This window comes from Undibacterium sp. FW305-107, from assembly GCF_058788535.1.
Genome location: NZ_JBYTAV010000009.1, coordinates 25852 through 48133, shown reverse-complemented (window position 1 = coordinate 48133; position 22282 = coordinate 25852). Strand labels below are relative to the sequence as shown.

Annotated in this window: 22 protein-coding genes and 1 tRNA gene; 12 read left to right on the top strand and 11 right to left on the bottom strand. The window is 46.8% G+C overall.

The genetic code is table 11. From position 1 onward, the window contains the following. The first annotated feature begins 91 nt into the window (after positions 1–91). Together AC3WQT_RS19980 and AC3WQT_RS19975 are read left to right on the top strand one after the other, a co-directional pair. The gene (locus AC3WQT_RS19980) at positions 92–715 is read left to right on the top strand and encodes a LysE family translocator (RefSeq protein ID WP_492706375.1); all 624 of its coding nucleotides are present in this window, start codon (positions 92–94) and stop codon (positions 713–715) included. Between the two features lie 96 nt (positions 716–811). Then, positions 812–1432 carry a hypothetical protein gene (locus tag AC3WQT_RS19975; RefSeq protein WP_492706373.1) on the top strand — a complete coding sequence of 207 codons (621 nt, stop codon included), beginning with the start codon at positions 812–814 and terminating at the stop codon, positions 1430–1432. Between the two features lie 3 nt (positions 1433–1435). Here AC3WQT_RS19975 and AC3WQT_RS19970 read toward each other — a convergent pair whose 3' ends face one another. Beyond that, positions 1436–1783 carry a hypothetical protein gene (locus AC3WQT_RS19970; RefSeq protein WP_492706372.1) on the bottom strand — a complete coding sequence of 116 codons (348 nt, stop codon included), beginning with the start codon at positions 1781–1783 and terminating at the stop codon, positions 1436–1438. 15 nt (positions 1784–1798) lie between these two features. Continuing rightward, the gene (locus AC3WQT_RS19965; protein ID WP_492706370.1) at positions 1799–2452 is read right to left on the bottom strand and encodes a VTT domain-containing protein; all 654 of its coding nucleotides are present in this window, start codon (positions 2450–2452) and stop codon (positions 1799–1801) included. Positions 2453–2546: 94 nt separating this feature from the next. On the opposite strand from AC3WQT_RS19965, the gene mutL reads away from it, so the two are divergent. From mutL to AC3WQT_RS19935, 6 genes are all read left to right on the top strand, one after another. After that, on the top strand, positions 2547–4460 hold the full coding sequence (mutL, locus tag AC3WQT_RS19960; protein WP_492706369.1) for a DNA mismatch repair endonuclease MutL: 1914 nt from the start codon (positions 2547–2549) through the stop codon (positions 4458–4460). 34 nt (positions 4461–4494) lie between these two features. Then, the gene (locus AC3WQT_RS19955) at positions 4495–5715 is read left to right on the top strand and encodes a multidrug effflux MFS transporter (protein WP_492706367.1); all 1221 of its coding nucleotides are present in this window, start codon (positions 4495–4497) and stop codon (positions 5713–5715) included. After that, positions 5712–6659 (top strand): tRNA (adenosine(37)-N6)-dimethylallyltransferase MiaA, encoded by a 948-nt coding sequence (miaA, locus tag AC3WQT_RS19950; protein WP_492706365.1) that lies wholly within the window; start codon positions 5712–5714, stop codon positions 6657–6659. Before AC3WQT_RS19955 ends, miaA begins: the two co-directional genes overlap by 4 nt. A gap of 192 nt (positions 6660–6851) precedes the next feature. After that, positions 6852–6928 (top strand) — tRNA-Met (locus AC3WQT_RS19945). Between the two features lie 441 nt (positions 6929–7369). Then, positions 7370–12067 carry an AVAST type 4 anti-phage nuclease Avs4 gene (gene avs4, locus AC3WQT_RS19940; protein ID WP_492706363.1) on the top strand — a complete coding sequence of 1566 codons (4698 nt, stop codon included), beginning with the start codon at positions 7370–7372 and terminating at the stop codon, positions 12065–12067. A 119-nt stretch (positions 12068–12186) separates the two neighbouring features. Then, positions 12187–13173 (top strand): hypothetical protein, encoded by a 987-nt coding sequence (locus AC3WQT_RS19935; protein WP_492706361.1) that lies wholly within the window; start codon positions 12187–12189, stop codon positions 13171–13173. A gap of 216 nt (positions 13174–13389) precedes the next feature. Here the strand turns inward: AC3WQT_RS19935 and AC3WQT_RS19930 are convergent, their stop codons facing one another. After that, positions 13390–14136, bottom strand: coding sequence for a substrate-binding periplasmic protein (locus AC3WQT_RS19930; protein WP_492706360.1), 747 nt, complete (start codon positions 14134–14136; stop codon positions 13390–13392). A 68-nt stretch (positions 14137–14204) separates the two neighbouring features. Further along, the gene (locus tag AC3WQT_RS19925; protein WP_492706358.1) at positions 14205–14903 is read right to left on the bottom strand and encodes a hypothetical protein; all 699 of its coding nucleotides are present in this window, start codon (positions 14901–14903) and stop codon (positions 14205–14207) included. Positions 14904–15146: 243 nt separating this feature from the next. Between AC3WQT_RS19925 and AC3WQT_RS19920 the strand changes: the two genes are divergently transcribed. Then, entirely contained in the window at positions 15147–15581 is a 435-nt protein-coding gene (locus tag AC3WQT_RS19920; RefSeq protein WP_492706357.1) for a DUF2177 family protein, read from the top strand. Positions 15582–15611: 30 nt separating this feature from the next. On the opposite strand, the gene AC3WQT_RS19915 is transcribed toward AC3WQT_RS19920, so the two are convergent. From AC3WQT_RS19915 to AC3WQT_RS19885, 7 genes are all read right to left on the bottom strand, one after another. Beyond that, the gene (locus AC3WQT_RS19915; protein WP_492706356.1) at positions 15612–16118 is read right to left on the bottom strand and encodes a TPM domain-containing protein; all 507 of its coding nucleotides are present in this window, start codon (positions 16116–16118) and stop codon (positions 15612–15614) included. A 1-nt stretch (position 16119) separates the two neighbouring features. Then, positions 16120–16977, bottom strand: a complete 858-nt coding sequence (locus AC3WQT_RS19910; RefSeq protein ID WP_492706354.1) for a TPM domain-containing protein — start codon at positions 16975–16977, stop codon at positions 16120–16122. Then, positions 16974–17594: a LemA family protein gene (locus tag AC3WQT_RS19905; RefSeq protein ID WP_492706352.1), complete on the bottom strand. Its 621-nt coding sequence runs from the start codon at positions 17592–17594 to the stop codon at positions 16974–16976. The genes AC3WQT_RS19910 and AC3WQT_RS19905 overlap by 4 nt, the downstream gene beginning before the upstream one ends. Positions 17595–17795: 201 nt before the next feature. After that, on the bottom strand, positions 17796–18224 hold the full coding sequence (locus AC3WQT_RS19900; RefSeq protein WP_492706350.1) for a YybH family protein: 429 nt from the start codon (positions 18222–18224) through the stop codon (positions 17796–17798). A gap of 101 nt (positions 18225–18325) precedes the next feature. Continuing rightward, a complete protein-coding gene (locus tag AC3WQT_RS19895; RefSeq protein WP_492706348.1) occupies positions 18326–18667 on the bottom strand; it encodes a copper-binding protein in 342 nt (113 codons plus the stop codon). A gap of 20 nt (positions 18668–18687) precedes the next feature. After that, complete coding sequence (locus AC3WQT_RS19890) at positions 18688–19218, bottom strand: cupredoxin domain-containing protein (protein WP_492706346.1); 531 nt, start codon at positions 19216–19218, stop codon at positions 18688–18690. Positions 19219–19886: 668 nt separating this feature from the next. Then, the gene (locus AC3WQT_RS19885; RefSeq protein ID WP_492706344.1) at positions 19887–20345 is read right to left on the bottom strand and encodes a PA2169 family four-helix-bundle protein; all 459 of its coding nucleotides are present in this window, start codon (positions 20343–20345) and stop codon (positions 19887–19889) included. Positions 20346–21022: 677 nt separating this feature from the next. On the opposite strand from AC3WQT_RS19885, the gene AC3WQT_RS19880 reads away from it, so the two are divergent. The 3 genes from AC3WQT_RS19880 to AC3WQT_RS19870 all read left to right on the top strand — a co-directional run bounded on the left by AC3WQT_RS19880 (position 21023) and on the right by AC3WQT_RS19870 (position 21982). Beyond that, positions 21023–21238 carry a hypothetical protein gene (locus tag AC3WQT_RS19880; protein WP_492706343.1) on the top strand — a complete coding sequence of 72 codons (216 nt, stop codon included), beginning with the start codon at positions 21023–21025 and terminating at the stop codon, positions 21236–21238. A gap of 74 nt (positions 21239–21312) precedes the next feature. Then, positions 21313–21516: a hypothetical protein gene (locus AC3WQT_RS19875; RefSeq protein ID WP_492706341.1), complete on the top strand. Its 204-nt coding sequence runs from the start codon at positions 21313–21315 to the stop codon at positions 21514–21516. Between the two features lie 85 nt (positions 21517–21601). Continuing rightward, the gene (locus tag AC3WQT_RS19870; protein ID WP_492706340.1) at positions 21602–21982 is read left to right on the top strand and encodes a hypothetical protein; all 381 of its coding nucleotides are present in this window, start codon (positions 21602–21604) and stop codon (positions 21980–21982) included. The last annotated feature ends 300 nt before the right edge of the window (positions 21983–22282 follow it).

Genomic DNA, 22282 nt, shown 5'->3' with positions numbered 1-22282 from the left:
AACAAGAAAGTATCTAGAACAATTTTTTTACTGTATCAGATCAAAAGACTACACTGCCTGCATCTTTTCAGCAACCACCAGGACAGCTACCATGATCAGCCTGACTACCCTCGCCACCTTCAGCATTGCTGTCTTGCTTTTACTATGTTCACCCGGCCCGAATATGGCCTTTGTCATGACTTGCGGCATGCAATATGGTGTGCGTGGCGGCATCGCTGCCGCATTGGGCATAGGTGCAGCAGACATCATCCTCACGCTGCTGACCGCCTGCGGTATCACTGCCATCATCACGGCATGGCCACCATCGTTTGACTTGATACGTTATGCGGGTGCGGTGTATTTGCTGTGGATGGCTTACAAGGCGCTACGTAATCCTGGTTCAGCAATACCAGCTACTGCTCAGGCAGTGCCGCTGCGCACGGTATTTGCCCGTGCCTGCCTGAACAGCCTGCTCAATCCCAAGGCCTTGTTATTCTTCATGGTGTTCTTGCCGCAATTTGTCGATGCACAAACAGACTCAGTCACACAGCAATTGCTGTTACTCGGTCTAACACTGACCATCATCAGCTCAGTCTTTCATGCCTTGCTGGGCAGCTTTGGCCATGTCATCCGGCATGCATTGATGCGCCATGCCAAAGCCGCAAAATTGCAGGCGCGCATACTGGCGGCAGTGCTGTCCTTGCTGGCTTTGCGTTTGCTATTGATGACGCGCTAAGGCTCTGAGTACTGCATCTTACTTTTACTTTGTGAAACTTCTCGTGTGCTATGATTTGTTGATAATTTCTTACCTCATACAGACGGAACAGCAGACATGGCAATTAAAAGTATTTTGAACGTCACAGCGCTGGCAGGCGTCAAGTTGACCAGCCGTATTATTGGATACACGGTTTTTGGCCTGATTTTCAATCTCGTCCTGTTCCTGTATTTCTCCAACAGCGGGTCACGCCACAGTGGCTTGATGGGGGCGTTGACCTTGTTCGCCCCTATCGTCTATTTTTTCATAGGCCAAAAACAGGGTGCAGCCGCTGCCTTTCATTTCATCGTAGAAAAACATGGTGAAGACCTGTCCCGCTTTGTCATGGGCAAGTTGCTCGATGCCTATCCAAACATACTCGATACCGCGCAAGCCAAAAGTGCCGTCATCCAGGAAAAACTCAGCGCCCTGATCGCCACGCTGAGCGAGCAGTCAAGAATCAACAAAGCCATTTTCAGCGGTTTGATGAGCAAATTCGACTTTGTCGCCGTCGCAGCACGTGTCATGGAAAAAAATGCAGCCGTCGCAAATGGCAGCCGTGAAGAAACCGTAAATGGTATCGCCGCCGCGATCAAGGCAGAATTTAATACGGATGATTTAAAACCAGATTTGCGCATCCCGGCCATGCTGGTGGGCGGCAATTTTGTGCTTGTGTTTATTTGTGCGAAGTTTTTGTGATAGCTATTCACCCTCGGTCGCGACAGCTACACTAACATCCGAGTCACAAGCCGTCCCCGCCGCTATCCACCGCCTCACCCGTCTGGCAAACCAGCCCTGCCATGCACGCGGCAGCAAACGCACATAATTCGCAGGCTGGATTAGCATCCCACAGCGATATTGCCGCACATCCGCATGCCATTCCAGCGCCCGGCAACGGCCACGAAACTGCCATAAAAACACCCACGCCACCGGGCAAGGCTCAGCCGCACAGCAAACTCCACAACCATTACAGGCCTGACCCTGGGCAGGCTTGACTGGTGCACTGGCATGTAGCCAGATAACCGTGGATGAAATCTGCCTGGGCTTCAAGATAAAGACCCGCTTTCAAGAAGGTTTGCGTTTGCCCCTGAAGAGTCTCCACAGGCCACCCAGCACGACAGGCACAACCGCCGCACCAACACCAATCAGGACGACGGTATTCAAATGGTCGCGCAGAATAGGGATATTACCAAAATAGTAACCACTGAGTACCACGCTGAATACCCACAAAAAGGCACCAAGTACATTGTAGAGCTGGAAAGTCTTGTGCGTCATCTCGGAAAAACCTGCCACAAAAGGGGCAAAGGTACGCACCAAAGGAATAAAGCGCGCCAGCACTACTGTCTTGCCGCCATGTTTTTCATAAAACATATGCGTCTTCATCAAGGCATTGCGGTCTATCCAGCGGAAATCTTTTTCCATGACCTTATGACCCAGCAGACTGCCTATCCAGTAATTGATGGAGTTACCAGTGATAGAGGCGATCACCAGCAAGGCGATCAGCACCCAGACATTGATGGGGGAATCAGGCGCAGCACAAAGGGCACCTGCAATGAATAACAATGAATCCCCAGGCAAGAATGGGAAAACCACAAAGGCCGTTTCACAAAACACGATGGCGAACAAAATGACATACACCAGTGCACCATACTGCGTAACGAAACTGCCCAGCATTTTATCGACGTGCAAAATCACGTCGAGGAGTTGCATAAAATCCATTATTGTCCCAGGGTCTAGATAGTCTGTACATAAAGCCGCCGCAATCATACACCAGACGGCAATGTCTGAGACGCCTGACAGGTATAATCATGGCATGAATTCGAACCCTGCTACCCATCGCCCCATCTTGGCCCTGCCCGACAACCTGATTTCCCAGATCGCCGCTGGCGAAGTCGTTGAAAGGCCCTCTGCCGTCGTCAAGGAAGTACTGGAAAACGCCCTCGATGCCGGTGCCAGCAATGTCGTCATCCGTCTGGAAGAAGGCGGCGTCAAGCGCATTGCCATCACCGACAATGGCCGCGGCATACCGCCAGACCAGTTAACGCTGGCCGTGGCCCGCCATGCAACATCCAAGATTGCCAGCCTGGATGAGCTTGAACATGTCGCCACTCTTGGCTTCCGTGGTGAGGCGCTGGCCTCCATCGCCTCGGTATCATTGCTGACGCTGACTACCCGCACCGCCGATGCACCACATGCCTGGCAGATAGAAAACGGCAAGGTCTCCCCCGCTTCCGGCGCGCAAGGCACGACCGTGGATGTGCAAGACCTGTATTACAACACCCCGGCCAGGCGCAAGTTTTTAAAGTCTGAGCAGACAGAGTTTGGCCACTGCGCCGAGATCGTGCGCCGCATAGCCCTGGCCAGACCCGATGTCTCGTTTTCACTAAGTCATAATGGCAAGGCAGTAGACCACTGGAACGTCAGCGCCATAGACAAGCGCAGCGCGCAGATTTTGGGTGAGGCATTCTCGAATGCCCGCCTGTCCCTCGATGAAAGTGCGGGCCCCCTGCGCATACACGGTTTTGTCGGCCTGCCGACAGCATCCAAGGCCCGCGCCGATGCCCAGTTCTTTTACGTCAATGGCCGCTTCGTGCGTGACAAACTGCTGACGCATGCCGTGCGCGCTGCCTATCAGGACGTTTTACATGGTGACCGTTATCCATCCTATGTGCTGGGGCTGGACCTCGACCCGGCACTGGTCGATGTGAACGTACACCCATCGAAGATAGAAGTACGCTTCCGCGATAGCCGCTCTGTGCACCAGTTTGTCTTCCATGCAGTCAGCCGCGCCTTGGCGCAAACATCGGCGACGGCATTTGGTACTGTCCCCGGCCCCATGTCTGCTGGCTCCGGCATAGCTGCACCTGCAAATGGAGGCACGCCTTGGATATCCGGTGAGCAAACCACCTTTGCATCGCAGTTTGCCAATCCATCCCCTTATGCTGGTGGCGGAGGTGGAAGCAATGGCAGCGGCTACGGCAATGCCTATCAAAATCCCTACCGCCAGCAGCCCAATGGCGGCGTCACCCAAAGCATGGAAAGCTATGGCGCTTTCTTCAGCCCGGGTATCAGTAGTGGCGTCAATGAAGCAGGTGCCAGCTATGCACCCGCCAACCAGTTTGCCAACAGCCTGCCAGATGACGACTACCCATTAGGCTTCGCCCTCGCCCAATTGCACGGCGTCTATGTGCTGGCACAAAACAGCAAGGGCCTGGTATTGGTGGACATGCATGCCGCCCATGAACGCATACTCTACGAACAGTTAAAAAACGCCCTCGATGAAAACAGCATGCCGGTGCAACCCATGCTGATCCCCATCACCTTCTTTGCCGATGCAGTAGAAGTCGGCACGGTAGAAGAACATCAGGACACACTCAAGGCGCTGGGCTTTGACATGGCCGCCATCTCGCCGACTACGCTGGCCGTGCGCGCCGTACCAGCTCTCTTGAAGAATGCCGATGCCCAGTCACTGGCACGCGATGTCTTGCGTGAAGTGCGTGAATTTGGTGGCTCGCGCGTGTTGATAGACAGACGCAATGAATTGCTGGGCACCCTGGCCTGCCACACCGCCGTGCGCGCCAACCGTAGCCTGACCGTGCCAGAAATGAATGCCCTGCTACGCCAGATGGAACATACAGAACGCTCGGACCAGTGTAACCATGGCCGCCCGACCTGGGTGCAACTGGGTTTGAATGATCTCGACAAGATGTTCTTGCGTGGGCAGTGACGTGCTAAATAAAGTGCAGACTTCAGAAGCAGCCATGAACCAGCCAGCCCAGGCCATCGCCCAATTCTCGACAGCGCCGCTGTTCTTTTTGATTGCCGCATTTCTGATGCTGCAACCGCTATCGACTGACCTGTACCTGGCATCCCTGCCCAGCCTGGCGGCAGTGTTTGATGTGCCTGCCTCAACGGTGCAACTGACGCTGTCCATTTTCGTAGCTGGCTTTGGTGGCGCGCAACTGGTCATAGGCCCACTATCTGACCGCTTTGGCCGCCGCCCTGTCGTCATCGCCGGGCTCAGCCTTTATCTGCTGGCCAGCCTCCTGTGTGGTGCATCGCAAAGCATGGGCATGCTGATCATTGCGCGCTTCCTGCAGGCGCTGGGCTGCTGTTCTGCGGTCATCATTGCGCGTGCGATAGTGCGCGATGCTTATGATCCACAAGACAGTATCAAGGTCATTTCAAAAGCCAGCAGTTGGGTATCTGCCGCACCTTTGCTCGGGCCTATCCTGGGTTCATTCTTGCAAGTCAATCTAGGCTGGCGCGCAGCGTTTTTTGTGCATGCCCTGCTGGCAGCGGCCCTGCTCATCGTGGTCATCTTGCGCCTGCCAGAAACCAATCTGTATAAAGATGCCAAGGCCACCAACGTCAGCGGCTTGCTGCGCAATTACCGTATCGTGCTCGGTGCGCCGGTGTTCTGGGTATATGCATTGCCGGGTGCCTTGTCGTATGGCTCAATCTTTGTCTTCATCTCAGGCGCATCCTTTGTACTGATCAAGGTGCTGCTTCTGCCAACAGCCTGGTTTGGTTATTGTTTTGCCTTTGGTGTATCCGGCTACCTCAGTGGCACCGTGATCTGCCGCCGCTTGCATGCACGCTTTGGCACGAAAATCACCATGCGCATAGGCAGCAGCCTGTCTCTCGCTGCGGGCGCTACTTTTCTGGCAATGACACTGGCAGGTGTGCAACACTGGACCATGATACCGCCCATCATGTTCATGACCATGGGTGCGCATGGCATTAACTTCCCTATTTCACAATCCAATTCTGTCTCGCCTTTCCCGCAGCAGGCGGGCACTGCGGCTGGCCTCATGGGTGCGCTGTATATGCTGGTCGCCTTTATCGTCGGCAGCATCGTTGGTGCCACGCATGATGGCACGGTCTACCCACTCGCCATCATCGCCTGCAGCATGGGCAGTCTCATTTTTATCGCCGCCCGCGTCTTACCAATGCTGATCCCGGCAGAACAACCTGTATGAATATGTCCGTCACCAAAGTTATCGCCATCATGGGGCCAACCGCCTCAGGCAAAACCGCCGCCGCGCTGGAAATTGCGCGCCATTATCCGGCAGAAATCATCTCCGTCGATTCTGCCCTGGTCTACCGCGACATGAACATAGGCACGGCCAAACCCAATGCAGAAGAACTGGCCGCCGTACCCCACCACCTGATCGACATCATCGACCCGGCAGAGTCCTATTCAGTAGCGCAGTTTCGCAAGGACACGCAAAGACTGGTCAGCGAGATACAAGCCAGAGGCAAGCTGCCCCTGCTGGTAGGCGGCACCATGATGTATTTCAAAGCCCTGATGGATGGCCTTGACGACCTGCCAGGTGCAGACCCCGCCATACGCGCAGAACTGGATGCAGAAGCCGCCCGCATAGGCGTACCCGGCCTGCACGCCAGACTGGCAACCCTGGACCCCGAAACCGCAGCAAGGCTCAAACCACAAGACAGCCAGCGCATACAACGCGCCCTGGAAATCATCGCCATCACCGGCCAGCCCATGTCCGCCCTGCTGGCCAAACAGGAACGCGCCGCCCCACCCTTCGACATGCACGCCATCTCACTGGAACCATCAGACCGCAGCGTGCTGCACCAGCGCATCGCCCTGCGCTTTGACACCATGCTACAGCAAGGCTTTATTGATGAAGTCAAAGCCTTGAAACAAAGACCAGACCTGCACGCCAACCTGCCATCCATACGCTGCGTAGGCTACCGCCAGGCCTGGGACTATCTCGATGGCATGACCACCCTGGCAGAAATGCGCGAACTAGGCATCATCGCCACCCGCCAACTCGCCAAACGCCAGGTCACCTGGCTAAGATCCATGCCAAACCGCATCATCATCGACTGCCTGGCAACCGACGCCCAAGCGCAAATCATGGAGAGCGTCAGGCAGGCATTAGCAATCCCAAAGTGAACCCCAGCCAAGCTCACTACGAGCTTTGGTCAGAACCTCAGTGCGAATCTCACTTTTAACAATACGCAGCATAATGCAGACACAAAACCAGAAATGCTTTGCTTTTTAAGCAAAAATAGCCGCAGTTTCCATCAAAATCTGGTTTTGCATATTGACAGCCAAAAGCCAAACTGACATAATCGCAGGCTTCTTGGTGATATAGCTCAGTTGGTTAGAGCACAGCACTCATAATGCTGGGGTCGGTGGTTCAAGTCCACCTATCACCACCAGAATTTTCTTGCAGAGCGATCTGCCAGATGCAAAGAACCCGCTTTTAGCCTTGTGCTTTAGCGGGTTTTTTGTTTTTTCTACTTAACGGCTTACATTAATATAGTAAAGCGTATTTCCATCTCCGAATAAAGGATTGCCCATATTCCTAATGATTGAAACTATCAACTAAATATCTATAGAAAATTCAGACGTTATTTGCGAGGCAATTCAATCATTGCTGAAAAAATCAATCGAATTAGTAAATTCACAGCAATCATCATATTATCTATTTAACTAATCTAAAATTGACCAGATAAATTCTTATTGGGACTCTTGATGCAATCACAAGTTTCCAGAGTTAAAATTTATACAACTAGTCAAATTTAAGCGCCAGTCAAAAAGTTACATTTGAATCGTGATTTCTAATCAGGATCGCCCTTATAAAATTTGATAGGCATAAAATGATAAAGCCCAATTGGAAGATTTTTGCTGCAAAATTTAGTGATAATACACAAAGCAACTTTGAATGGTTCTCCTATTTACTATTCTGTCAGGAATTTAATCAGCGATTTGGCATTTTTAGATACAAGAATCAGTCAGCCATCGAAACTAGTCCCATTGAATTCCAGGGCGAAATAATTGGCTGGCAGGCCAAATATTATGAAGACTCGATCTCAAAGAATAAAGACGAATTACTAGAAACTATCGAAAAGGCGAAGCGCGATTATCCGACTATTCAGAAAATAGTTCTCTATTCCAATCAAGATTGGGGTCAAGCTAAAGGAAAAAAGCCAAAAGGCTTGATTGAAATTGAGGCAAAAGCTGAATCGCTCAATATTAAATTAATATGGAAGACATCCAGTTTTTTTGAGTCGGCATTTGTTGCTTCTGAAAATGAAACCATTGCAAAACACTTCTTTTGTTTTGAGACGAGCATCTTTGATGTAATAAAAAAACAGCAAACTCATTCAAAAACGCTGCTCAGTACTATACATGCACAAATAGAATTCAATTCACAGATCATTGAAATCGATCGAAGCAATTCTTTTAAAAAACTAACAGAAGAATCCCTCAAAATTTCCATCGTAAGCGGTGTCGGTGGTGTCGGCAAAACTGGTCTGATAAAAAAATTCTTTGGCATTTCTGAAGAACACATTCCCTTCTTCATATTTAAAGCAACTGAATTTGAATTAAGTAACGCAGATGCCATATTTTCAGGCTGTACAGTCACTGAATTTTCTCAAGCTCACAAAGATGAAATTTACAAAGTTGTTGTAATTGATTCTGCTGAAAAACTACTTGATCTAAAAAATTCAGAACCGTTCAAAGAGTTCCTGAAAATCTTAATTGACGACGGCTGGAGGATAATTTTTACAACTAGAAATAATTACTTAGAAAATTTGAATTTTCAGTTTTGCGAAATTTATGGAATATTCCCAGTAAACCTAAGTGTAGATATTCTTGAGATCAACGAACTCAGCAGTATTGCAGATAAATATTCTTTTCAGCTTCCTTCCGATCTGAAGCTTTTGGAACTGATTAGAAATCCTTTTTATCTAAATCAATATTTAAAATATTATAGTCATAAAGACCAATTAAATTACGCCGCATTTAAAGAAAAATTATGGGACATTAACGTAAAAAAATCTAACCCAAGCAGAGAAACTTGTTTTCTAAAACTTGCTCTGCAACGTGCGAATGAAGGTCAATTTTTTGTAACTCCAGAATGTGATTCCATCATCCTGGATGGTGAACTTGTAAAAGATGGAGTTTTAGGACATGAATCTGCAGGATATTTTATTACTCATGATATTTATGAAGAATGGGCATTAGAGAAAATAATTGGAATTGCTTTCAGCAAACGGAATTCAAATCAAAAATTTTTTGACGAGATTGGACAGTCTTTACCGATTCGAAGATGCTTTAGAGTTTGGCTTTCGGAAATGCTTCAATTTGATGAATCCATTAAAGATTTTATTGAAGACATCGTAAGGGACGAAGAGATAAAGTCTCACTGGAAAGACGAAATAATTGTATCTGTCTTACTATCTGATTATGCCGATATATTCTTCAACATTTTTAAGTCTGATTTATTGAGCAATGGACAAGCGCCACTTAAAAAAATTGCTCTTTTCTTGAGGATGGCTTGTAAAGAAATTGATAACGAACTGTTAAAACAAGTAGGCTATAAAAGCACACATCTGTTTTCGCTTCATTATGTGTTCACTAAGCCCAAAGGGCATGGTTGGAAAGCAGTGATTAGGTTTGTCTTTGATAATCTTGACGCCATTGGCATTCAAAATATTGGGTTTATCTTACCAATTATTCACGATTGGAATAATAAATTTAAAACTGGTCAAACAACTCTATTAGCCAGTTCTATAGCGCTGAAATACTATGTATGGTCTTTCAGTGAAAAAAGAAATTCTGTTCGAGGTGAGAAACAAGATCAACTTTTCGGGACTATTGCTCATGGCGCTTCGGAGATTTCTACAGAACTGACCAGTTTGATAGAAAAGATCATTAAAAACAACTGGAGGACTTACAAAGATCCATATTTTGATTTTTCAAAATATATTTTAACTAAAATGGAAGCCGCTCCTTTATGTTCTGCAATTCCGAACTCAGTTCTTCAACTGGCTAGTCTATTTTGGACAAGCCCCTCCAAACAAGTAAAGTCAACTTATTATTCTCGTCAAAAAATTGAGAGTGCTTTTGGTGTTGAGCAGGATTCTCATGAATATTTTCCGCCAAGCGCATATCAAACACCAATATATTTATTGCTAAAAACAAATACGCTGGCAACAATCGACTTTATCTTAGATTTTACTAATACCGCAATTGAATCCTATTCACAATCTAATATAGATAATTCCGTAATAAAAGTTAATGTTTGGATAGATGAAAATACATGTGTAGATCAGTATTTTAGCCAAGGCCTATGGCTTATGTATCGCGGAACAAGTTCGCCTGTCTCTCCTAATTTACTTCAATCGATCCACATGGCTTTGGAAAAATTCCTCTTGGATATTGGACGGACGGAAGATTCTAAGACCTTAGAAACGTGTTTAATACATTTATTAAAGAACTCGAAGTCAGCATCAATCTCTGCAATCGTGGCAAGCATAGTACTCGCCTACCCAGAAAATACTTTAAACATCGCAAAAATTCTTTTTAAAACAAAAGAATTCATTCTGAATGATACTGTACGCATGGCTAACGAGCAAAGCGCAACTTCCTTATACTCTATCAGCTTCGGGCTGGGCAACTGGAAAGATGATTTGTACAGAGAGGAGCGATTAAAAACCTGTAAGGATAAGCATCGAAGTACCTCATTAGAACAAATTTTTCTAAGTATGCAATTCTTCGCAAGTTCAAAAACAGACGAAGCTAAGGCATCAGAAATACAGAAATCATTATGGGAAATTCTGGACACCTACTACAGCGGACTACCTCCCACATTGAAGCAGAACTCATCTGATAAAACTTGGAGGATTTTCCTAGCCAGAATGGACAGGAGGAAAATGGAAGTATCTTCAGAAAAAACTGACTCTGGCGTTCTGATAAAGTTGAGTCCAACTTTAGATAATGAGTTAAAAGAATACAGTGAATCAGTTACACGAGGTAGCTCAGAGCCATGGGACTACAGCTCTTTAAAAATTTGGGCTGAAAGCAAACTTAATTTTGAGAATATTCACCAGAATTCCAATATTTACGAGAATGACCCATTAATTGCGCTGACCCATGTGAAAGAAATTTTGGATAAGTTAGAAGATTCAAAAAACGATTTTTTTCGCTCATTCAATAAATCTATACCTATATATGTATGCTCTGTTCTATTAAGGGATTATTTGGACGATTTAGCTGAAAATGCAACGTTCTGCAAAAATGTAGTATTGGATTTTATTTCTCAATCGCTAAAGCTAGATTATCGGTATGAGATTTCTGAGGGAATAAAGCCAGCAATTTCTATACTTCCAATTTTAGTAGCAAGATTTCCGGAAGAAAAAGCACAAATTAAACTTTTCCTTCTTCGCAGCTTACTCAATGAGTCATATTCCAGTACATTTGGGAACAGGCAAATCAGAACGGCTATAGTTCATGCTGTTAAACAATTGCGGAGGATTAACATTGACGACGCTAGAAGCATCTTTTTTGGATATTTGTTTTTTAAGCCCAAATATGATGAACTATGTCAGTTGCGTTATCAGGAAAATTTAAAGGGAGATGATTCTGATTTTTTCCCGGAGAATATGCTAGAACGTCTTTTCTCAGAAAATTCAACAGCGTCGCAACAGTTTGCAAACAACACTCTGCTGATGCAAGAAATTGACGTGATTAAAAACTATGCTCTAGATATCCTTGGAACTACATTTGAGTTACTCCCTCAAGAAGTCATCTCTGATCAAGATAAGGAAATTGCAAAGACAATTATTTCGGTCTTCGTTAAAGAATTAACATCTGATGAGCAAGACGATCAATCTGACTATAAAGTCACCCAAGCATTCTTGGAAAATTATGCTCATTTCATTTTAAATTCAGACGCAAAAGAAATTCAAAACTTCCTGGCCCCAGTTATTGATTGTTGCGGAAATTTTAAAGCTCTTTCAAATTTATTCAACGATTTTATTTCAGTTCAAGATCAATTGAATAAGTATGAAAATTTTTGGATAGTTTGGAATTCCTTTAAACATAAGCTATTTTTGATTAGCAAAAATGATAAAGAAAAAAAATACTTTAATAAAATATTTAAAAACTTCCTTTTTGCGGGAATTCAGTGGAGAGAAAACATTAAGGAATGGCATTCACTAAAAGGCGAAGATAGAAGGTTTTTTAAAGAAATTTCAGATGAATTTGGTCAATATCCGTCCGTTCTGTACTCAATATCAAAACTACTTGACGGAATTGGCAGTATCTATTTAGACGATGGATTAGTATGGATTTCGAACATTTTAGAAAAAAATGAAAATTATGAACGAATGGAATTGGAAGTTTATACAGTACATTACATAGAAAATTTTGTTCGAAAGTATGTATTCAAACATCGAGAACAGATACGGAAAACCAAATTATTACGAGATCGCTTACTCATAATATTAGATTTTTTAGTAAAAAGAGAATCAACCGTCGGGTACATGGTTAGGGAAAATATTTTATAGCATCCTGTATAGAAAGAAGTTTAGTAATATCAGTGACATAACTAAAATCTAGCACACGTCTGTATCAGTGCGTGTGCGATGAGTGCGTCAAATTCCTTATTTTATCGACGTTGTAAATTATGACCACCAACCGCATTAACTACATCAACACCTCCCTAATTATTTTTTCCTGCGTCATTGCGTTCGTCATTCCTTTCGAATTATTTTTATTCTCTTACGGCGTACTGGGGCCATTGCATTACCTGACCGAAATAGGCTGGCTGCATAAAAAAAATTATTTCACCAAGGGCAAATACGATTTTATTTTCTTGATGGGTTTGTGCTTTGTTTTGCTTTTCTTCCCGGCCTTTTTACATCTATCTAAAGACAGCACTTTTGCCGCGGACGTAGTTGCGCTTGCTGTTTTTTTGTCGCTTATTTTTGCGCTGGTAGAAGACAGGCTTTATCGTATTGCGCTTGCGGTGTTGGCCTTGCTGGCTGTGGGTCTGGTCAATAAGTCTCCAGATTATTTAATCTGGGTTGGTCTTTTTCTTCCCACCGTTATTCACGTCTTTATTTTTACCCTGGCGTTTATGTTGTTTGGTGCCTTGAAAGAAAAATCATTTTCGGGGTATTTGTCTATCGCGGTTTTGATCGTATGTGCAGCAAGTTTTTTTCTTGTCAAGCCAGAGAGCTTGCAGTATTTGGTGAGTGATTATGTTCACAAAAGTTATTTTCAATTTGAATTATTGAATTTTAGTTTGATCAATATTTTTCATCTCGATACGCTGCAAAAGACCAGCGAGATTTTTACCAGCAATGCGGGTTTTGTGATCATGCGGTTTATTGCTTTTGCCTACACCTATCATTACCTGAACTGGTTTTCAAAAACATCAGTCATCAAATGGCATAAGGTTCCCAGGCAGACCCTGGTTTTGACGATGGCGATTTGGCTGTTGGCGATGGCGTTGTATGCTTATGATTACAATCTGGGATTGCAGGTTTTATTCTTCCTGAGCCTTTTGCATGTGCTTTTGGAATTGCCTCTCAATGTTGTGTCGTTTACTGGCATAGGAAAGGCGCTGGCTGGCAGCAAGCGCACTATTGCTGGGGTCGTTGAGAGGTAAGCGATCAAGCGGCTGCAGGGAGCTTGCCCACCTTCTGTTTCCAAAGACTATCTGCCAGCCAGTGCACTGAACAATTGCACCGCCTGATATTGAGGTCGCAAGTACTAGCTAGACGCTAAGGCTGTACAAATGCGAACAGCAACTCTTTGCGTGCCTGACGAAAGAGTTGCTGCCATACTTCTTAGCTGGGGTATAAGACAACATTGGACCTGCTGGCTAATTTGTATATTCTTCCTTCCCCAATGGGTAACTGTCTATGTTATTTTTTATGAAGATATTCAACTCCTCCAGCAATCCTGAACTGGCATTGCGGGTGACGAAATTGAAGCTCTCTTTGTCCGTACCAGCGATATCGTGGATATCTGCCAGTGCCAAAGTGCCTGCTCCGTATGTTTTTGCAAGGTAGCTGTTGCTGACATCACCTTCGGCAAAGGCGTCTATCTTTCGACCCATAAGGAGTTCGACAATGACAGCCTGAGCATCAGACTCGGAAGTGACATACTGATCGACATACTCGATCGTTTTGAGACAAAGAAGGTAACGCGCATGTGCATCAAGATCGGCGGTTGATCCTTTGGTGACAACTATTTTTTTGCCTGCCACGGTTTCATATTTGTCAAACGTCTCTTTGTCCGTGGCGCGCACCAGCAATGACCTTTGAACATGAAAGTAGGAATCACTCCATGATGCATAGTCACCTACAGGCCGATCCTTACGTTGTTGAATACCCGCAGCAGCGATATCGCAATCATCCTTACCAGGCAAAGTCCAAATGTCCTTGAATTCATGCTCTATCAATACTAAGTCCAACTTCAGGTTGTCGGCAAATTTTTTCAGGAAGAAGACGTCCAGACCTGTGAGCTTCTTATTCTCCACTTTATAGCAAACCGGGGCGAACCCACCGTAAGTGCAGACGGTTAATTTACCGGGAAACAGGGTTGTGACTGTCGTTGCGTCTTTCATTTCATTTCCTTTTATTTGGTGAATGGAAAGCCTGCTGTTGAACTCATCGTGCGGAATGATCGTGTTAGCTACTCCTGTGGTTTGGTGGCACTCTGCGATGTGTCATCCAGGCTTTCAACCTTCAACAATTCAGCAGTCGTCAAAATACCGATTTTAACGATGTTGTAGCCTTTCATGGCTTCGCAACGCAGCGAGCCCTGGGTGCAGAAACGGATATCACCAAGGTAGTTTTCGTCGGGGTAATAAAAGAACAGCATGTCACCTGCACTTTCTATGTTCATGGCGCGGTCCAACACTTCTTCAGGGAATTTGCCTTGTGTTACCTTGAGCAACCATTCACGGAACCTGGGGATGGCTGCTGTGGAGATTTCTTTGGTGACTTTATTGTGCGGGGCGTGAAAACCCAGGCGTGTGCGCTCCAGGTGCTTGCTGACAAGCATTTGTCTTTCTGTGCCAGCCATAAAAATGAGTGCGCAGGCAGACATGCAATTGCCATTGACTGCGGTATTCATTTTGCCTTCTGTAATGAGTGCCGCAATGTCATAGGCGGCGCGCATATTGCCACCGGGGCTTTCGGTCACTACTACTGTTTTGACCGGCCCCTCTTCCAGTTTTTTGCGGAATAGCTGGCTGTCTTCTGGCACGACTTTGCCAAACAGTATCAGGGTCTGGTTGGACCTGAGCATGGTCATGGCAGTGGCATTACCAGAAAAAAGTATGGTGCACAGGGTGAGAAAAGCAAAAAACTGTTTTAGAGTCGATGGCATGACGATATGCGGCAATGTGGCTATAAAGAAAGAAATTTCAAATCATGATGAAAAGTATGCATCCTTCGCAAACACTTGCTGTTCGGATGAGATCAGCTTTTCATGGTGAGGACATTAGACACTAAAAATTCATCATTTGACAATGTTTTTATTGAATCATCTAGTGCACGGAAGAGTCCGTCATTTTGTCCATAATGGGTAAAATAGTGACTGACTTCACATCAATCTCCAAAAAGACAAGCCATGCTCGTTCCGCCTGCAATTAAATTACCATCTGCGAAGCAAATACTGATTGCTTATGGAGTTGCGTTACTCGCCGTACTTGCGCTGGACGCTGTGTGGCTGGGCCTGTTGATGATGGATACCTATCGCTCTTATCTGGGTGACTTGATGCTGGAGCAGCCCAGGCTGACACCGGCTGCGCTGTTTTATCTCCTGTATTCATTGGGCTTAACGGTATTTGGCGTAGTGCCTGCCTTGCGTGCACGTAGCAGGCAGCAAGCGGCTTGCCTTTGTGCATTACTGGGTCTGGTGGCTTATGGGACATATGACCTCAGCAACCTGGCGACCCTGAAGGCATGGTCGCCTATGTTGACGGCGATTGATATTTGCTGGGGTACACTGCTGTCATGCGTCGCTGGTACGATGGCGTATTTTGGTGCTAGCCGCTCAGTGTAAGTGAAGGACGCATATGTCGTTTTTGATTTGCTAGAGTAAAACAGGCTTGTCCGGTATTTCGTTTTTGTTGTCACCACTTGCGGGATAATGCGTAATCAAATGCTGGCCAACTGTCTGTATGCCTTTGATTGCACCCTCTTCATAGTGCCCCAGTTTGAAGGCTGTTTCCATCAAATGGCAAACCTGGTTCCAGACATCGATTCCGGTTTTGCGATAGATCCCTCTGTCAGCGATGATTTCTACCTCACGCTCTGCCAATAGCACATAGATCAGGACACCGTTATTGTCTTCAGTATCCCACACACCCAGTTGAGAAAAGACTTCAATGGCACGAGCCCGGGTGGTCTGGTCAGCAAAAAGCGCATGGCAATCCAATGCGCTTTCTACGACAAAACGAATTTCGCCCAGATGTGTTGCTTCGCTCTCTTTGATGGCGAGTTCTATGGCATGCAGACACTGCTCAGGGAAGGCACGTTTTAGTTGTGACTGGCTGCTCAGCAAGTGTTTTGCGATGCGTTGGAAATTGAGTTTTTTCATATCACCACCGCCCCGATGCACCGCCACCGCCAAAGCTGCCTCCGCCGCCACTAAAACCCCCGCCTCCACCGCCAAAGCCACCGCGTCCCGAGCCACCATAATAAGCACCAATGCCGCGCGCACCCAGCACACCGCTGAACAGGCTGAATACCAATGCGACGACAGCGGCCAATACTGCCATGGAGACAGCACCTATGACAAACCAGGCGATGACGCCGACGACACCACCAGTAATGATGGCACCTGGCAATCTACCAAATATGGCACGCAAGACACCACCAATAACCAGCGCCAGCACAAACAATATTGGCGCATATTGCTGGAAGCCACCGGCGTCAACTGTGCGCCCCCGTTCTTTCGTCGGCAAAGGCTCGCCATCAATCACGCGCATGATCTGGTCTGTACCTGCTTTGATGCCTGCATAGTAATCGCCTTGCTTGAAGTAAGGTGTCATAGTTTCGGCAATGATGCGCTTGGCAGTGGCGTCATTGAGTGCGCCTTCGAGGCCATAACCAACTTCTATGCGCATGCTGCGGTCATTTTTTGCAACCAGCAGGATGACGCCGTCATCCACTTTCTTGCGCCCCAGTTTCCATTGTTCTGCCACGCGCAAGGCGTACTGCTCTATGCTTTCTGGCGCGGTGGTAGGCACTATCAACACTGCAAGCTGGCTGCCCTTTTTGTTTTCAAAGTTTTGCAGGCTCTGTTCCAGTGCATTTTTTTGCTCAACACTGAGTGTGGCAGTCTGGTCTGTAACGCGGGTTTGTATGGGTGGTACGGCAATCTGTGCGTGAACAGCAAAGGCAAACAACAACATGCACGCGAAGAATGCTGTCGCTGTTTTTTGCGGGATGTTCATTTTGCGCTGCCAGCGCTGTTAGCCGCAGGTGCGGCAAAATCCACTTTGGGTGGTTTGGCAATTTCTTTCTCATTCTCCACCGCGAAATTGGGTTTAACCTGGTAACCAAACATCATGGCTGTCAGATTGGACGGGAAGGAACGTACCAGCACATTGTATTCTTGCACTGCCTTGATATAGCGATTGCGCGCAACGGCAATGCGGTTTTCCGTACCTTCAAGCTGGGCTTGCAGGTCACGAAAATTAGCATCGGATTTGAGTTGTGGATAATTTTCAGTGACAACCAATAATCTGGACAAGGCACCGGACAATTCACCCTGTGCTGACTGGAACTTGGCAAAGGCTTCTGGATTGGTCAACAATTCAGGTGTGGCCTGTATGCTGCCAACTTTGGCGCGGGCATTGGTAACACCCAGCAATACATCTTTCTCTTGTGCCGCAAAGCCTTTGACGGTGTTCACCAGATTAGGCACAAGATCTGCGCGACGCTGATACTGGTTCAATACTTCAGACCAGCTAGACTTGATTTGTTCGTCGCCACTCTGGAAGCTGTTGTAGCCACAACCAGAAAGCATCAGCATGGCCATCATTGACAATAACAACCCTAATTTGCGCATTTTGATTTCTCCACGATTAAACCTGCGCCATCAAGCGCATCAGCAATACTTCTTGCATGTTGATGGTCATGGTGACATGCCACGATGATGATTTCGGTGCGCTGGCGCACAGTTTGCCAAATGATGCTGATTGGAGACTAAAACAAATCACACATCAAACTTTGATATTAATCAAAGTTTGATGATGCAAAAATCAAGTCATTATTTAGGTTTACGCGAAGACCAGTGCACATGGATGATGCGCCATTGCTCACCCTGCTTTTCGAGCAGGCTGGTTTCTGTACCGAAGATGTGAATGTCCTTATCCTTGTACTTCGCCCTGGTCTCGGTTTCTTGCCAGATCATGGCGAACTTGCCTTCTATGCGTTCGCTGCTTTTTAAAACTTTGCGGCTTGCAGTTTTGGCGAAGGCTATATCTTCTGACAAGTGATGGCCTGCGTATTCTGCCCTTGAGCGTTCTACATGACCAGATTCGTAGATGATGACATCAGGTGCCAGCAAATCTGCTGCTTTTTCCTTGTCGCCTTTGGTCAGGGCAGCATGGAATGCATCGAGTGCATCTGTTGCCTCACTGGCGCAGGCAACAGAAGTGAAGATGCTTATTGAGAGCAGCAATGCGTATTTTTTCATTTGTACCTCTCCGGCTTAGTTAGGCTTAGTTAGGCTTGGTTGGGATTGATCAGGCTGACCAGCCCTGGCTTGCCTGGTCTGATCAGCCTGGGTTTTGACTATTATTTTACGGTTTGAATATCGGTCACATAAATTGCGCCATTGGCTTTTTCTGCCCTGAACCTGACTTTGTCACCAATGACCAGCTTGTCGAGCATGGCAGCATCCTTGATTTTGAAGACCATGCTCATGCCGGGCATATCAAGATTCTTGATAGGGCCATGCTTGAGTGTAATCTTGTTGCTGCTTTTGTCGATTTTGATGACTTCCCCCTCAGAGGCATCAATGATGGCGCTTGCTGTCACACTGCTATCTGCACTGCCTGCTTTAATTTCTTGAGCATACGCGAGTTGCAAATTCATACCCAGCAGCATGACCGCTGCGAATATTTTGATCGATTTCATATAGAGCCTTGTCATCTTCATTAATGTTGATGTGAGGGAGCCTTGCTTGCAGCGGCTGCCCCTGACTTACTGACCAATACTTTGCCTTTCATGCCCGCATCGTAGTGCCCGGGTTGCAGGCAGGCGAAATCTATCTTGCCTGCCTTGCTGAATTGCCATAACACTTCACCACTCTGCCCTGCTGCCAGGGTGACCATATTGGGGTCGCTATGTTCCATTTCTGGATTTTTCTTCATCAACTCATAGTGTTGCCTGAGCTCTTTTTCTGTGCCCAGTACAAACTCGTGTGTGAGTTTGCCCGAATTATTGATGATGAAACGTATGGTTTCACCTTGCCGGGCCTGCAAACTGGCGGGTTTAAAGCGCATATTGTCATTCATATCTATAGTAACAATACGGCTTACTTCAGCGGCGTTGCCAGGCTTGCCTGTGGCGGCGTCATCGTGTTTGTGGCCACCTGAGTGCGTGCCGGATGCGATGGCGATGGAGGTACCTGATACCATCAGCATACTGGCAAGCACAGTACGGCTTGCTATTAGAATAGTGTTCATGAATTTTGTCCTTGTCCAATGATGGAAGCGTCACACTGCTGCAGATGATTAGACATCGCATGCGCGAACATAGTCCGCCAGCATGCAAGCCGGCAGCAATGATGGTTAAACCCCGAATAGTTCAGGGGTAAATACAATTACGGGATTCAGAACCTTGGGGGTTTATCAGGGCAATCGCCGATATGGCCGGCGTAGGATGAAAAAATCAGGTCGATTTTTTCTGAAGTGGGACGCAGTAATGCAACAGGCAGCAGTGTGCTCAGGATGGCAGCAGCAACACAACACTCGTCGCCAGAGGCATCATGATCAATTGTAGCTTTGTGGCCTGATTCATCTGTATGGTGTGCATGATGTGCATGCTGTTGACTGTCAGAAGTCTGCTGATATTGAGCTGCACAACATGCCCTGGACGCAGCCAAGGCTGCCTGCATAGGGACAGCCAGCATCAGCACACATAACAGAAATAGTCGGAACAGCTTTTTCATGCGGTGAATTATAACTGTTTTACTGCTTCGCGACTCTATCGCTGACTGGAATGCATCCAGGTAAACGTATAAAAAAACCGCTGGGTTTGAACCGCAGCGGATTTATTCAAGAATACCAGGCTGGTTGATCAATTATCACAGTGCAATTTCAAAACGTAATTTCACAGTGCATCAATATCCCGCTCAGGCATGGGTTCTGACCTGATTACGCAGGGCTTTGATCAGGTCATGGTTGCGCAACACACCTTGATACTGGCGCTCTACAACCAGACGTACATGAGTAGGCAGGTCTTGTTCCAGGGCTTTGCGATAAGCTTTTACCGCGACATCCTCGCCACGTTCGCATTCGTCGAGTACTGTTTCATCATCCTTGCCAGTGATGGCAGTGCGGATATTGGTCCATGCACGATGTAATGCGCCCGATACGCTGCTGCTGGTTTCTGGATCGCCACCTTGATTACGCACCAGTTCCTGCAGCTCGTTAGCAGCAAGAGCACATTCGCGCCCACGTTCAGCCAGCATGGCTTTGAGTTGCGGATGGCGGCCACTCGCATCTTCGGCGCAGACTTTAAATCCTTCTTCACCGTCTTTGCTGGTTTCTATCAGGTCGTTAAGGGTAGAAATGATGTCGTCGTTGTCCATGATGTTTCCTTTATTGGTAGTGAATAAGCCAGCGTTAATGCTGAATATGATTGCCCGCTATATGTGCAGGCAGAACAGCTTGCCGACAACTTGCCTGTCATCATGATTACTGGCATGACAGGAATTTCGTCAAGGAAATCGTCTCTCTTTGACATAAGCACATACTAAAACCCGGAGCGAAGTAGCAGTATCGGACGTGGGCTTGCTGGCATGTAGGAACTCAAGAGATCAGGATCTGGTTAACAACCTGATTGGGGCAGATGGTGCAAACAGGTGTAGAGCCAGACGTGGTACTGGTCGCAGGGCGAACTTCGGGCGGTCTACAACAATGCTCGGCACCTGTCAGACCCATTTCTTCCGGGCTCAAAAAAGCAGCGTCTGATCAGGGATAACAGCCCTGAAGCATCATGCTTGCAGAATACATATTTGCTGCCACAGCACTGCAACTTCACTCGGCGAAAATTCAGTTTGCCTACAGTGACTTACTTCTGATTTGCCCCTGTTTACTTCATCTATTCCTACAAAGGCTAGTGTCCATGTCCTATATGGAGGCATTAAGGCCGATGCTAGTATGCAATGCAAGTTGATAGGAATACAGCTACACGCTGGCGGAATAAGAATGATGGCCAAGGACTTGCAGCATAGATCAGGATTCACCATTTTCTGGAGAAATCGCAATGAATACATGTCTATTTAAAAGTGGGATTTTTTTTCTGCAGGGCGCATTGAGCGTGGGCATAGGTCACCTGCTGGGCAAGCAACAATTGCGTGCCAGCGGGTATCAAATGTTGACCAATGCCAGATGCCAGGTTGCCATCGGTGATGCACAGAAGGTGATCAGGCAATGCATCAAACGCCAGCAAAATAGCCTCACTTCGATTTCACGGTCCTGAGTGCCGATTATCTCTAAAGCATTGAGTTTGAAAATAATGAGTTTGAAGCAATTGAATACAACCTGGAGAAATATATGATAGCCGCTAAACATTTGTTCCTTGTCGCCGGTCTTGCCAGTTGGGCTTTGATGACTGCTTTTGGCAAAAAACGATATCACGAAAAACATGCTGCCAAGAAATTGCATAAAACCGAAATCAGTACCTGGGAAGGTGAAGGCGGTAATTTGCCGCCAAGAGCAAGCCGCCCTGTTGCAAACGATAGCGCGACACCTCAGTAAAACCTCACTAAACCTATGCCGACAATACCAGCCCACGACTTTTAAGCCAGGGCGCTGGATTTGATCAAAAACATAAGGAGTAATCATGCCTAGCAACCCAAGCAATGCTGCAGCCCCTGCGACTGAAGCAACCACAAATAATATTAATCACCCTTCCGTCCCCTTTCCTACCAGCGATAACCCGCCACCCCTGGTAAAGCAGGTTCAGGAAAAAACGGCAGAAGCAGTCAAACCAGTAGCAGAGAAACTGACTGTCATCAAAGAGCAGGCCACAAGCAAATTAAGCTCAGGCGTGAGCCAGGCCGTGACAAAGCTGGGTGAACATAGCGAAAAGCTCTATACATCACAGGTAAAACTACTGGATAGCTGCCGTGTTCAAGTCAGAAAACAGCCAATGACCATGCTGGGTATAGCGGTCGCGACCGTGGTGGCACTCGGCGTCTTATTCGGCCGTCAGACGCGCTAGCAGGCCCTGGTGCCAGGGCAAAGCTAGCTCAGGACGGCCTTTGTCTGTTTTTGTGGCCTCCTCTTCCATCACTTTCATAGAGCAGCACGACTTGTCTTGCTGCTCTTATTGCGGAAAGAGGCAGAATATTTCTCGACTGGTTTCCCCGGTTTTCGGTCAATTCCATGCCACACAATGCAGCAGACTGAACTTCGCTAAAACTATGTGCAAGAGGCTTGCGAGAAGGTTACGAGAGGGAGTTGCGACGATATTCACCCATATTCTGTTGAGGTGCTATGCTATAGGAACAAATAAGGGCAT